Source organism: Corynebacterium guangdongense, from assembly GCF_030408915.1.
GTDB lineage: Bacteria > Actinomycetota > Actinomycetes > Mycobacteriales > Mycobacteriaceae > Corynebacterium > Corynebacterium guangdongense.
This window is the reverse complement of sequence record NZ_CP047654.1, coordinates 1,322,822-1,336,118: the sequence shown is the minus strand read 5'-3', so window position 1 is coordinate 1,336,118 and position 13,297 is coordinate 1,322,822. Positions and strand designations below refer to the sequence as shown.

At 66.1% G+C, this 13,297-nt stretch carries 11 protein-coding genes and 1 rRNA gene; all 12 read right to left on the bottom strand.

The genetic code is table 11. The features are described from left to right. Positions 1 to 239: 239 nt before the first annotated feature. Positions 240 to 1,760, bottom strand: a 16S ribosomal RNA gene (locus CGUA_RS06325). A gap of 669 nt (positions 1,761 to 2,429) precedes the next feature. After that, a complete protein-coding gene (gene tyrS, locus CGUA_RS06320) occupies positions 2,430 to 3,704 on the bottom strand; it encodes a tyrosine--tRNA ligase (RefSeq protein WP_290198226.1) in 1,275 nt (424 codons plus the stop codon). A 21-nt stretch (positions 3,705 to 3,725) separates the two neighbouring features. Next, on the bottom strand, positions 3,726 to 3,911 hold the full coding sequence (locus CGUA_RS06315) for a Trm112 family protein (RefSeq protein WP_290198225.1): 186 nt from the start codon (positions 3,909 to 3,911) through the stop codon (positions 3,726 to 3,728). A 98-nt stretch (positions 3,912 to 4,009) separates the two neighbouring features. Next, the gene (gene argH, locus CGUA_RS06310) at positions 4,010 to 5,440 is read right to left on the bottom strand and encodes an argininosuccinate lyase (protein WP_290198330.1); all 1,431 of its coding nucleotides are present in this window, start codon (positions 5,438 to 5,440) and stop codon (positions 4,010 to 4,012) included. An 11-nt stretch (positions 5,441 to 5,451) separates the two neighbouring features. Continuing rightward, the gene (locus CGUA_RS06305) at positions 5,452 to 6,651 is read right to left on the bottom strand and encodes an argininosuccinate synthase (RefSeq protein WP_290198224.1); all 1,200 of its coding nucleotides are present in this window, start codon (positions 6,649 to 6,651) and stop codon (positions 5,452 to 5,454) included. 85 nt (positions 6,652 to 6,736) lie between these two features. After that, positions 6,737 to 7,231 carry an arginine repressor gene (locus CGUA_RS06300; RefSeq protein WP_290198223.1) on the bottom strand — a complete coding sequence of 165 codons (495 nt, stop codon included), beginning with the start codon at positions 7,229 to 7,231 and terminating at the stop codon, positions 6,737 to 6,739. A gap of 11 nt (positions 7,232 to 7,242) precedes the next feature. Then, positions 7,243 to 8,208 carry an ornithine carbamoyltransferase gene (gene argF / locus CGUA_RS06295; RefSeq protein ID WP_290198222.1) on the bottom strand — a complete coding sequence of 322 codons (966 nt, stop codon included), beginning with the start codon at positions 8,206 to 8,208 and terminating at the stop codon, positions 7,243 to 7,245. 13 nt (positions 8,209 to 8,221) lie between these two features. Continuing rightward, entirely contained in the window at positions 8,222 to 9,358 is a 1,137-nt protein-coding gene (locus tag CGUA_RS06290; protein WP_374725068.1) for an acetylornithine transaminase, read from the bottom strand. Between the two features lie 32 nt (positions 9,359 to 9,390). Then, on the bottom strand, positions 9,391 to 10,347 hold the full coding sequence (argB, locus tag CGUA_RS06285) for an acetylglutamate kinase (protein ID WP_290198220.1): 957 nt from the start codon (positions 10,345 to 10,347) through the stop codon (positions 9,391 to 9,393). Positions 10,348 to 10,364: 17 nt separating this feature from the next. Then, entirely contained in the window at positions 10,365 to 11,525 is a 1,161-nt protein-coding gene (argJ, locus tag CGUA_RS06280) for a bifunctional glutamate N-acetyltransferase/amino-acid acetyltransferase ArgJ (protein WP_290198219.1), read from the bottom strand. Positions 11,526 to 11,553: 28 nt separating this feature from the next. Further along, a complete protein-coding gene (argC, locus tag CGUA_RS06275) occupies positions 11,554 to 12,597 on the bottom strand; it encodes an N-acetyl-gamma-glutamyl-phosphate reductase (protein WP_290198218.1) in 1,044 nt (347 codons plus the stop codon). A 58-nt stretch (positions 12,598 to 12,655) separates the two neighbouring features. Then, the gene (locus CGUA_RS06270) at positions 12,656 to 13,129 is read right to left on the bottom strand and encodes a hypothetical protein (RefSeq protein ID WP_290198217.1); all 474 of its coding nucleotides are present in this window, start codon (positions 13,127 to 13,129) and stop codon (positions 12,656 to 12,658) included. Between the last annotated feature and the right edge of the window lie 168 nt (positions 13,130 to 13,297).

The following is a 13,297-nucleotide window of genomic DNA, read 5'->3' as shown; positions in this document are numbered from 1 at the left end:
ACAACCAGTGTTGCCCCAGACACCCAACAGTGCGCCAACATACCAAACCGTTCATACACCATGCGACCATGCCGCGGCGCGCGCATCCACCGGACATCGACGTCCGGGGGCACTGGCGCATCCACCCCAACAGATACGTGGCAGCCACACAACCGGTGACTCAACCACAACACCCGCAACTGCGGGCACGCACACCGGGCATTCCTGCCTCCGGCGTGACTGACAAAAAATCTCCTTAGAAAGGAGGTGATCCAGCCGCACCTTCCGGTACGGCTACCTTGTTACGACTTCGTCCCAATCGCCGATCCCACCTTCGACAGCTCCCTCCACAAGGGTTGGGCCGCTGGCTTCGGGTGTTACCAACTTTCATGACGTGACGGGCGGTGTGTACAAGGCCCGGGAACGTATTCACCGCAGCGTTGCTGATCTACGATTACTAGCGACTCCGACTTCATGGGGTCGAGTTGCAGACCCCAATCCGAACTAAGGCCGGCTTTAGGGGATTAGCTCCACTTCACAGTATCGCGACCCGTTGTACCGACCATTGTAGCATGTGTGAAGCCCTGGACATAAGGGGCATGATGATTTGACGTCATCCCCACCTTCCTCCGAGTTAACCCCGGCAGTCTCTCATGAGTCCCCACCATCACGTGCTGGCAACATAAGACAAGGGTTGCGCTCGTTGCGGGACTTAACCCAACATCTCACGACACGAGCTGACGACAACCATGCACCACCTGTACACCAGCCACAAAGGGAAGGACCATCTCTGGCCCGGTCCGGTGTATGTCAAGCCCAGGTAAGGTTCTTCGCGTTGCATCGAATTAATCCACATGCTCCGCCGCTTGTGCGGGCCCCCGTCAATTCCTTTGAGTTTTAGCCTTGCGGCCGTACTCCCCAGGCGGGGCGCTTAATGCGTTAGCTACGGCACAGAAACCGTGGAAGGTCCCTACACCTAGCGCCCACCGTTTACAGCATGGACTACCAGGGTATCTAATCCTGTTCGATACCCATGCTTTCGCTCCTCAGCGTCAGTAACTGCCCAGAGACCTGCCTTCGCCATTGGTGTTCCTCCTGATATCTGCGCATTTCACCGCTACACCAGGAATTCCAGTCTCCCCTACAGCACTCAAGTAAGCCCGTATCACCTGCCCGACCGGAGTTAAGCCCCGGTTTTCCACAAGTGACGTGACAAACCACCTACGAGCTCTTTACGCCCAGTAATTCCGGACAACGCTCGCACCCTACGTATTACCGCGGCTGCTGGCACGTAGTTAGCCGGTGCTTCTTCTACAGGTACCGTCAATTCCTCTTCGTCCCTGTCGAAAGGAGTTTACAACCCGAAGGCCGTCATCCCCCACGCGGCGTCGCTGCATCAGGCTTGCGCCCATTGTGCAATATTCCCCACTGCTGCCTCCCGTAGGAGTCTGGGCCGTATCTCAGTCCCAATGTGTCCGTACACCCTCTCAGGCCGGATACCCGTCGACGCCTTGGTAGGCCATTACCCCACCAACAAGCTGATAGGCCGCAGGCTCATCCCACACCGATAAATCTTTCCACCACCCACCGAAGGATGGTCCTATCCGGTATTAGACCCAGTTTCCCAGGCTTATCCCGAAGTGCGGGGCAGATCACCCACGTGTTACTCACCCGTTCGCCACTCGAGCACCCCCAGCAAGCTGGGGGCCTTTCCGTTCGACTTGCATGTGTTAAGCACGCCGCCAGCGTTCATCCTGAGCCAGGATCAAACTCTCCACAAAAACTGCAAAAATGCAGGCGAAAAGCCTGACACCAGGCAAAAAAGAACAACTGACAAAAATCACTGATGTTTGCCATCGTCCAAAAACCACAACATAAAACTCATACCGCCGACCCCCACCGACGAGGTGGAACGGGGCCGACGCAACCACAACCGTGCCCCCCAACAGGGGACACGACCGCGCATACCATGAGCAATGCCGCACCACACTAGGAACCACAGGCCATCAAGACCCGGATCCCGTGCATCTCAGGCGGGCCCATATGGAAGGACACCACCCCAGGTACGCCACCCGACCGGACCGACCCACAAACCGGGACCAGACCAGCCAGAACACCCACGCCACACACGATCACACGATCATGTATAAACAAAAGTACATTGGCACACTATTGAGTTCTCACACAACAACCGCACACGCTTCGGACGCTCGATATTTTCTCGGAGTCGTTTTCGCGGCTGGATATAAACGTTACTGCACAACTTCTTGCGAAGTCAACTTCGTGTTTACTTCCCGTCAACCTTGATCTGCGTACGGCCCGGTCAGACTGTGTCTGGCCTGCTGCCCGCTCTCTCGGCGACTTGGATTAATGTACCCACACCTGCCCGGAACGCAAAATCCCCAGGTGATTCACTGTTTCCAGTGAATCACCCGGGGAGGATGGCGGGTTTATCCGCTGACCTTCACGCCGGCGAAGTTCTTCTTGCCCTTGCGCAGAACCAGCCAGCGGCCGTGGAGCAGATCAGATTCGGCCGGCTCCCAGTCCTCGGACTCGACCCGCACGTTGTTTACGTATGCGCCGCCTTCCTTGACCGAGCGGCGGGCGTCTCCCTTCGAGGAGGCGAGACCGGCGCCCACGAGGAGATCGAGGATGTTCCGGGACTCCCCTGCCTCAACCTCGAAGACCTTGGTCTCGGAGACGGCGGAGGCCAGGGTGTCCTCGTCAAGGTCGGTGAGCTCGGCGCGGCCGAACAGCGCCTGCGAGGCGAGCTCGACGGCCGTGGTCGCTTCCCGCCCGTGGACCAGATCGGTCATCTCCTGCGCCAGGCGTCGCTGCGCCTCGCGCTTGAACGGACGCTCGGCGACCTCCTTCTCGAGCTCGGCGATCTCTTCCCGGGTGAGGAAGGTGAACCATTTGAGGTAGTCGATGACGACTGAGTCGCCGGCGTTGATGAAGTACTGGTACCAGGAGTACGGCGAGGTCTGGGCAGGGTCGAGCCAGAGCTTGCCGCCGCCGGTCGACTTGCCGAACTTGTTGCCCTCCGCATCGGTGACCAGCGGAACGGTGAGCCCGTGGACCTTGGCGCCGTCCATGCGCCGGTTGAGGTCGACGCCGGACACGATGTTTCCCCACTGGTCGCCCCCGCCGATCTGGAGGATGACGCCGTAGTTGCGGCGCAGCTGCACGAAGTCGTTGGACTGCAGCAGCATGTAGGAGAACTCGGTGTAGGAGATGCCGTCGGACTCCAGGCGACGCTTGACCGTGTCCCGGTCGAGCATGGTGTTGAGCGAGAAGTTCTTGCCCACGTCCCGCAGAAAGTCGATGACGTTGAGGTTGCCGGTCCAGTCGGCGTTGTTGACCATGATCGCCTTGTTCTCCCGGTCCTCGGAGAAGTCGACGAAGCGACGCAGCTGTCCCTTGATGGCCTCCATGTTCTCGGCGACGGTCTCCTCGGTGAGCATCGACCGCTCGCCGACGTCGCGCGGATCGCCGATCATGCCGGTGGCGCCGCCGGCCAGGGTGACCGGTCGGTGGCCGAACTCCTGGAAGCGGCGCAGCATGATCATCGGGACCAGGTGCCCGGCGTGCAGGGAGCTTCCCGTCGGATCGAAGCCGCAGTAGAGCGACATCGGCTCGGAGGTGGCCTCGCGCAGCGCGTCGAGGTCGGTGGACTGGTTGATCAATCCCCGCCAGGAAAGTTCGTCGATGATGTTGTCAGCCATGATGTGTGTCTCTACCTCGTGTTAAGCGTTTTTCTGTGCCGGCCAGTCGATGGCTTCATCGATCAGCAGAACCGGGATGTCGTTCTCAATGCGGTAGGCGATGTGCAGTCGCTCGTTGACGAGCACCTGCTCGTCCTCCAGATACTTCAGGGGCCCCTTGTCTTTGGGGCAGGCCAGCACGTCAAGAAGCTTCGGGTCCAGACTCATGGTTGTCCATCGTACCCACCCACCGACACTGCGGCCGAGCCACCCCGGAAAAGCGGACAGGGGCCGATCGTGGCGATCGGCCCCTCCCCCACGGACAGCTAGCGAACCGAAATCTGCGCCCATGCGCGGTGGGCCGCGTTGGCCTCGGCGACTCGGCCACGCTGCTCGACGACGCGCGGACCTGCAGTGCCGCCACGGGTGGCGCGGGAGGCCACGGCGCCGTCGATGGTGAGCACCTCGCGAACCTCGGGGGTCAGACGCTTGTCGACGCCCGTGAGTTCCTCGTCACTGAGCTCCTCCAGGCCGACGCCGCGGGCCTCGGCGATGCGCACGCACTCGCCGGAGGCCTCATGCGCCTCGCGGAAGGGCACGCCCTGCCGGACCATCCACTCGGCGAGGTCGGTGGCCAGGGTGTAGCCCATCGGCGCGATCTCGCGCAGGCGGTCCTCGTGGAAGGTCAGGGTGGAGACCAGCCCGGTCATTGCCGGCAGGAGCAGGCGCAGCTGGGCGACGGAGTCGATGACCGGCTCCTTGTCCTCCTGAAGGTCGCGGTTGTACGCGAGTGGCTGAGCCTTGAGGGTCGCCAGCAGGCCGGACAGGTTACCGATGAGACGCCCGGTCTTGCCGCGGGTGAGTTCGGCGATGTCCGGGTTCTTCTTCTGCGGCATGATCGATGAGCCGGTGGACCAGGCATCGGCGAGCGTGACGTAGCCGAACTCCGGCGTCGCCCAGTAGACGATCTCCTCGGCCAGACGCGACATGTTCACGGCGATCTGCGCGTAGACGAAGGCCGCCTCCGAGGCGAAGTCGCGCGAGCTGGTGGCGTCGATGGAGTTGTCCGCAGCGGAGTCGAAACCGAGCTCCTCGGCGATGGCCTCCGGGTTGAGCCGCAGCGAGGAGCCGGCCAGCGCGCCGGAACCGTAGGGGCTCACGGCCAGGCGCTTGTCCAGGTCCCGGATGCGGTCCAGGTCGCGCAGCAGCGGCTGGGCATGGGCCAGCAGCTGGTGCGCCAGCAGGACCGGCTGGGCCGCCTGCGAGTGGGTCTTGCCGGCCATGATCGCGTCCGGGTGGGCCTCGGCCTGGGCGACGAGGGCGTCGACCAGATCGGCGACGTCGAGGGCGGTGTCGCGGATGGCGTCGCGAAGCCACATGCGGAAGAGCGTGGCGACCTGGTCGTTGCGGGAGCGGCCGGCACGCAGACGGCCACCGACCTCCGGGCCGACGCGGTCGATGAGACCGCGTTCCATGGCGCCGTGGACGTCCTCGTCCGTGGGATCCGGGGTGAAGGAACCGTCGGCGACGTCCGCACCGAGCTGATCCAGGCCCGCGAGCATGGTGGCCAGGTCGGCGTCGGTAAGCAGGCCCGCGGCGTTGAGGACCTTGGCGTGGGCCTTGGAGGCGAGCACGTCGTACGGTGCCAGGACCCAGTCGAAGTGGGTGGACACGCTCAGCGCGAACATGGCGTCCGAGGGGCCGCCGGAGAAGCGGCCGCCCCAGAGGGCGCCCTCGTTCGTCCCGTGCTTATCGATGTCGCTCATGGTTACTGGGCCTCGCGGTCGCGCTTGTTGGCGATCTTGGAGGACAGGCCGTGCAGCTGAACGAAGCCCTTGGCCATGGTCTGGTCGAAGGTGTCGCCGGTGTCGTAGGTGGCGAGGTTGAAGTCGTAGAGCGAGTGGTTGGAGCGGCGACCGTTGACGGTGGCCTTGCCCGCGTGCAGGACCATGCGGACGTCTCCGGTGACGTGCTGCTGGGACTCGTCGATGAAGGCGTCCAGGGAACGCTTCAGCGGGGAGTACCACAGGCCGTCGTAGACCTGGCTGGCCCACTCGACCTCGATGGTGCGCTTGTAGCGGGCGAGCTCTCGCTCGATGGTCACCGCCTCCATGGCCTGGTGGGCGGTGATCAGGGCGATGGCGCCCGGCGCCTCGTAGATCTCGCGGGACTTGATGCCGACGAGACGGTCCTCGACCATGTCCAGACGGCCGATGCCCTGGGCGCCGGCGCGACGGTTCATCTCCTCGATGGCCTCCAGCGGGGTGACCTTGCGGCCGTCGATGGCCACCGGGGTGCCGCCCTCGAAGGAGATGATGACCTCGTCCGGGGCGTTGCCGATGGCCGGATCCTCGGTGTAGGCGTAGAGATCCTTGGTCGGGGCGTTCCACAGGTCCTCGAGGAAGCCGGTCTCGATGGCTCGGCCGAAGACGTTCTGGTCGATGGAGAACGGCGACTTCTTCGACTGCTCGATCGGGATGTCGTTCTCTTCGGCGAAGGCGATTGCCTTGTCGCGGGTCCAGGCGTAGTCACGGGCCGGGGCGATGATGTCCAGCTCCGGGGCCAGGTCGGTGAAGCCGGTCTCGAAACGGACCTGGTCGTTGCCCTTGCCGGTGCAGCCGTGGGAGACGTGGGTGCCGTTGAACTCCTTGGCGGCCTCGACCAGGTGCTTGACGATCAGCGGGCGCGAGATCGCGGAGACCAGCGGGTACTCACCCTGGTACAGGCCGTTCGCCCGGATGGTCGGCATGCAGTAGTCGGTGGCGAACTCGTCCTTGGCGTCAATGACGACGGACTCGACGGCGCCGGCGTCCAGTGCACGCTGGCGCACGGACTCCATGTCCTCGCCGCCCTGACCGAGGTCGAGGGAGACGGCGACGACCTCTCCGCCGGTCATCTTGGCCAGGTACGGGATGGCGACGGTGGTGTCCAGGCCGCCGGAGTAGGCGAGCACGACGCGTGCAGTCATGGTTTTTCTCCTTGAAGAATGAGTATTGAAGTGAAGTTTTTCAGTTCTTCCCCCGCCCCAGGGTACTGGGGCGGGGGTGGCGCCATCAGCGCCGGGTCAGTCGTTGGGCGAGCTGCACCCCGGTGAGGGGTTCCCGGGCCAGGACGAAGACGGTGTCGTCGCCCGCGATGCAGCCGACGACGTCGTCCAGGCCCACCCTGTCGATGAAGCTGGCGAGGTACTGGGCGGCCCCTGGCGGGGTGCGCAGCACGGCGATCTGGCCGGAGTGGTCGACGTTGACCACCAGTTCATCGAGCATGCGGTGGAGCTTGTCGAGGGTGCCGGTGGTCCCCGCGCCCATCACCTGCTCCCCCGCCGTGCTCTGGGCGGCGCCGGCCAGCACGTAGTAGGCCGGCCCCTCGGGCGGTCGGACCTTACGTGCGCCGAGCTCGTCCAGATCACGTGACAGCGTCGCCTGGGTGATCTCGATGCCCTCGGCCTTGAGCAGTTCCGCCAGCTGTACCTGGGAGCTCACCCGGGTGCGCGCCAGGATCTCGGTGATCCGGCCCTGCCGGGCCGTGCGGGAGGTCGGTGCGGTCACGTTCGCCCCCGCTACTTCCCCGCCGGCTGGTTCGCGAGCAGCCAGACCAGCAGCGCCTTCTGGGCGTGCAGGCGATTCTCGGCCTCGTCGAACACGCGCGAGCGCGGTCCGTCGATGACCTCCCCGGTGACTTCGTTGCCGCGGTAGGCCGGCAGGCAGTGCAGGAAGATCGCCTCCTCGCCGGCGGCCGCCATGATCTCCTCGGTCACCTGGTAAGGCAGGAAGGGGGTGCGGCGGTCCTTGCCGTCGGACTCCTGCCCCATGGACACCCAGGTGTCGGTGATGACGACGTCGGCGCCGGCCACCTCGGCGGTGTCGGAGGTGACCGTGACGGTGGCGCCGGTCTCGGCGCCGCGGGCCCGGGCGCGTTCGACGAACTCGGCCTTGGGCTGGAAGTTCTCCGGCGCGATGATCGAGATGTCCATGCCCGCGGTGGCGAAGCCGATCATGTAGGAGTTAGCCATGTTGTTGTCGCCGTCGCCGAGGTAGACAGCCTTCTTCCCCTTCAGGCCGGCCGGCCCCTGCTCCGGGGAGATGTTCTCGACGCAGGTCTGCAGGTCAGCCAGGATCTGGCACGGGTGCAGGTCGTCGGTCAGTGCGTTGACGATGGGTACGGTGGCGTTCTCGGCCATGTCGACGAGGTTCTGCTGGGCGTAGGTGCGCCAGACGATCGCCTCGACGAAGCGGGAGAGCACCGCGCCGGTGTCCTGCAGGCTCTCGCCCTTGCCCAGCTGGCTGCTGCCGGAATCCACGACGATGGCGTGGCCGCCGAGGTGGGCGATGCCGGCGTCGAAGGAGAAGCGGGTACGGGTGGAGGTCTTGTCGAAGAGCACCGCCACCGAGAGCGGCCCCTCGAGTGGCCGCCTGGACAGCGGGGCCTTCTTCAGGTCCGCGGCCAGCTGAAGCACCTCGGCCTGCTCGGACGGGGTCAGGTCGTCGTCGGCGAGGAAGTGGCGGACGCCATTGATGATTGTCATGTGCTTCTTTCCGTTAATCGAGAGAGTTGAGCGTCGCGTCGATACGGGTGACGGCCTCGTCGATCTGTTCATCCGTGATGATCAGCGGCGGGGTCAGCCGGACGATGTTGTCGGCGGGCGCGTTGAGGATGAGGCCGTGCTCGTAGCCGGCGGTGACCGCCTGCTTGGCGACGGGGCTGTCCAGCACCACGCCCAGCATGAGTCCCCGACCGCGGACCTCGACGACGTGGTCGAGCTGGGTGAGCGCGTCGATGAAGCGCTCACCCTTGGCGGCGACCTCCTCGCAGAAGTCCTCGTCGACGACGTCGAGCACGGCGGCGGCCGCGGCGCAGGAGACCGGGTTTCCCCCGAAGGTGGTGCCGTGGGCGCCCGGGCCGAAAAGTTCGGCGGCGTCGCCGGTTGCCAGGCAGGCGCCGATGGGCAGGCCGCCGCCGAGGCCCTTGGCCATGGTGACGACGTCCGGAATGACGTCCTCGATCTGGTGGGCGAAGAACTGCCCGCTCCGGCCGACGCCGGTCTGGACCTCGTCGACGACCATGAGAATGCCGTGGTCGTCGCAGAGTTCACGCACCGCGCTGAGGAAGCCCTCCGGCGCGGGGATGACGCCGGTCTCGCCCTGAATCGGCTCCAGGAAGATGGCGGCGGTGTCGCCCGGGTTCACCTCGACCAGCTTGGTCAGGTAGTCGATGTCGCCGTAGGGGTAGAACTCGACACCGGCGGGCATCGGCTCGAAGGCCTTGCGCTTGTCCGGCTGGCCGGTCAGCGCGAGCGAACCCATGGTGCGGCCGTGGAAGCCGTTGACGGCGGCCAGGACCCGGGCTCGGCCGGTGGAGCGGGCCAGCTTGAAGGCCGCTTCATTGGCCTCGCCGCCGGAGTTGCAGAAGAAGACGCGGGTGGAGTCCCCGGCGCCCAGGCGCTTCTTGAGCTCCGCCGCCACGTGCACGGCCGGGGCGGTGACGAAGAGGTTGGAGGTGTGGCCGAGGGTGGCGACCTGCTGGCTGACGGCCTCGACGATCGCCGGGTGGCCATGGCCGAGGGCGTTGACCGCGATGCCGGCGAGCAGATCGATGTAGTCCCGGCCGTCGGCGTCGGTGACGATGGCGCCCTCACCCGAGGACAGTTCGATGGGCGGGGTGCCGTAGGTGTTCATCAACACCTCGGGCCAGGTGTCGTGTGCGTGGCTCACTGGGTGTCGTCCTTTCTCAAGACGGTGCCGTCGGGGTAGTTGACCCGGTCGTAGTTGTCCGGGAGGACCATGGTGCCGATGCCGCCCATGGTCAGCAGCTCGAGGATGACCGAGTGCGCGATGCGGCCGTCGATGACGTGGGCGCCGTGGACGCCGCCCTCGACGGCGCGCAGGCACGCCTCCATCTTCGGGATCATGCCGGCGTCGAGATCAGGCAGGAGCTGGCGCAGCTTGCCGGTCTCGATCTTGGAGACGAGCGAGTCGCGGTTGGGCCAGTCGGTGTAGAGGCCCTCGACGTTGGTGAGGATGACCAGCCGATCCGCGCCGATGGCCTCCGCCAGGGCCCCGGCCGCGGAGTCGGCGTTGATGTTGTAGACGTTGCCGTCCCTGCCCGGGGCGATGCCGGAGACCACGGGGATGCGACCGGCGTCGACAAGCCCCATGATGGCCGCCGGGTCCACGTCGACGATGTCGCCGACCAGACCGATGTCGGTCATCTCCCCGGCGACGTCGACGAGGCGCTTCTCGGCGGTGAAGAGACTGGCATCTTCTCCCGTGGTGCCTACGGCGTAGGGGCCGTGGGAGTTGATCAGGCCGACCAGGTCGCGCCCGACCTGCCCGAAGAGCACCATGCGCACGACCTCCATGACCTCCGGCGTCGTCACCCGGAAACCGCCCTTGAACTCGCCGTCGAGGCCCAGTCTGCCGAGCATGTCGGTGATCTGCGGGCCGCCGCCGTGGACGACGACCGGCTTGGCTCCGATGGAGCGCAGCAGCACCATGTCGGCGGCGAAGGCGGCCTTGAGCTCATCGTCGACCATGGCGTTGCCGCCGTATTTCACGACGATGATCTTGTCCCGGAAGTGCTGCAGCCACGGCAGGGCCTCGGCGAGCACGGTGGCGCGGACCTCACTGGTGAGGCCGGCCGTCACCTTGGAGGGGTTCGTGGTCATGGGTAACTCCTGGGTCTCTAGGTCGTGTACGCCGAGTTGATCTCGACGTAGGCGTGGGACAGGTCGGTGGTGCGCACGGTGGCGGTCCCGGCTCCCCCGGTGCCCAGGTCGACGACGACGGTGACGTCGGGGCCGGACAGGTCCACCTCGCGGGCGTTCGGGGTGCCGGTGGACCGCTCGCAGACCATGTGCCCGTTGAAACTGACGGAGATGTTGTCGGCGTTCATGTCGGCCTCGGCCATGCCGACGGCGGCGAGCACGCGACCCCAGTTCGGGTCGGAGCCGAACATCGCCGTCTTGACCAGGCTGTCGCGCCCGATGGTGCGGGCGGCGTTGAGGGCCTGTTCCTCGTCCCGGGCGCCGGTGACGGTGATGCCGACGCGCTTGGTCACGCCCTCGGCGTCGGCCTGCATCTGATCGGCGAGATCCGAGCAGACCGCGAGGACGGCCTCGTCGAGCTCCGCCTGCGCCGGGGTCACCCCCGAGGCGCCGGAGGACATGATGATGACGGTGTCGTTGGTGGAGGTCGCGCCGTCGATGTCGAGGGTATTGAAGGTGGTGCCCATGGCCTTGCGCAGCGCCTCGTCGAGCGCCTCCGGGGAGGCGACGGCGTCGGTCGTCAGCAGCACGAGCATGGTGGCCAGGGAGGGGGCCATCATGCCCACGCCCTTGCCCATGCCCCCGAGGGTCCATCCTTCGCCGCCGAAGACGGACTGCTTGGAGACGGTGTCGGTGGTCATGATCGCCTCGGCGGCGGCCTGGCCGCCATCACCCAGATTCCGGGCGAGCGGGCCGACGCCCGCGAGCAGCTTGGTCATCGGCAGCGGCTCGCCGATGAGCCCGGTGGAGCACACCGCGACGTCGGCGGCGCCCAGGCCCAGTGCCCGGCCGGCTTCCTCGGCGGAGGCCTCGGTGTCGCGGTCCCCCTGGACCCCGTTGCACGCGTTGGCGTTGCCGGCGTTGAACAGGACGGCCCTGATCTGGCCGTCGGCGAGCACCCGGCGGGAGTACTTCACCGGTGACGCCTGCACCTTGTTGCGGGTGTAGACGGCGGCGGCGCCGAAATCCGGCCCCTCGTTGACGACGAGTGCCATGTCGGGGTTGCCGGAGGGCTTGATGCCGGCGGCGGTGGCGGCGGCGGTGAAGCCGGCGGGGGCGGTGACGCCAGTGGTGCTCATGATTGGGGTGTCCTTCAGGGTGCGGGGGTTAGGGGGCGACGCCGGCCTGGGGGAGGCCTGCGGTCTCCTCGTAGCCCAGGGCGATGTTCATGCACTGGACGGCGGCGCCGCCGGTGCCCTTGGTGAGGTTGTCGAGGGCGGAGGTCATCAGCAGTTTGCCGGCCCGCTCGTCGACCTCGACCTGGATCTGGCAGAGGTTCGAGCCGACGACGTGCTGGGTTTGCGGCTGCTGCCCCTCCGGCAGGATCTGGATGAAAGGCTCCCCCTCATAGAAGCCCTGGTAGGTCTTCGTGACGACGTCCTGGGTGACGCCGTCGACCAGCGGCGCAATCGCCGTGGTGAGGATGCCGCGCGGCAGCGGGGCCAGCACCGGGGTGAAGGAGACGGTGACGTCCTGATCGGTGTACTCCGAAAGGTTCTGCTCCATCTCCGGGGTGTGACGGTGCTTGCCGGCGGTGTTGTAGGCCTTGAGGCTGCCCATGGTCTCGGAGCCGAGCAGCGGAACGGCCGCCTTCTTGCCCGCACCGGAGACGCCGGTGATGGAGGTGACGGCGATGTCCGGGACGATGAGCCCGGCGGAGACGGCCGGCAGGACCGCCAGCGTCGCGCCCGTCGGGAAGCAGCCCGGAACCGCGATGCGCGCGGCGTTCTGGAGCTCCTCCCGGTGGCCCGGCATCTCCGGGATGCCGTAGGGCCAGGATCCGGCCCAGGTGCCGCCGTAGAAGCGGTCCCATTCCTGCTTGTCCTTGAGGCGGAAGTCCGCGGCACAGTCGATGACCAGCGTATCCTCCGGCAGCTGGCTGCCGATCTCCGCTGAGTGACCGTGCGGCAGGCCGAGGAACACGACGTCGTGGCCGGAGAGGGTCTCCGGGGTGGTCTCCTCGATGACCCGGTCGGCGAGCTGCGGCAGATGCGGCATGAGCGTCACGACGTGCTGGCCCGCGTTGGAATTTCCGGTCAGGGCGCCGATCTCCAGCTCGCCCGAGAGATACTTCGGGTGGCCGAGCAGGAGGCGGAGGATTTCGCCGCCTGCATATCCGGTCGCCCCTGCTACCGCTACCTTGATTGTCATACCGACCACCCTAACATTTATGCAGACACTTGTAAATTATGCATTCGGAATCATTGAATCACAGGGCCCAGGCCGAGGAACCTGAGGAGATCACCGAACTCAATCCTTCCGGCAGACCCATGGTACGGACGCCGTCCGGTCCGGCGTGGACGATCCCGAGGCTTTCGGTGTTCAGCACCGTCAGTCCCCCGCCCCAGTCGGCGAACACGACGGCGGTCTCGGTTCGCCGGAACTCCCCGGGCCGCAGATGGACCGCCCCGGGGAAGTCGTAGACCCCGGTGCACATGTCCAGGGTCCGGCCGTCCGACCAGACTTCGGCGGTGAAGAACTGCGGCATCCCGAAGAAGTCGGGGCACCCGCCGGAACCCGGCGTCGGATCGGCACACTGGATGTGTGTCCCGGCCGGCGAAGTCGTCACCGAGCAGGCGTAGTCGCCGGTGGCGCTCCTGAAGTTGAGGGTGTCGCCGGCGGCGGGACGGGCCATGGCGGCGGGTTCGGAGCCGACGGCCGCCGTGCCCGCGAGCACGACCATGCTTGCCGACGCTGCCCTAATCAATCGGGTTCTGGTGCGGGACATGACGGGTACCTCCTGGGAGCGGGGTTGGTGCCCCGGCGTACCTGCCGGGGCGCCTGTCGCCCAGCCTATGGCCCGGCAGAGCGCTTCTGAAGAGGATGTGCCCCATTCCCCGGAAAATGCATC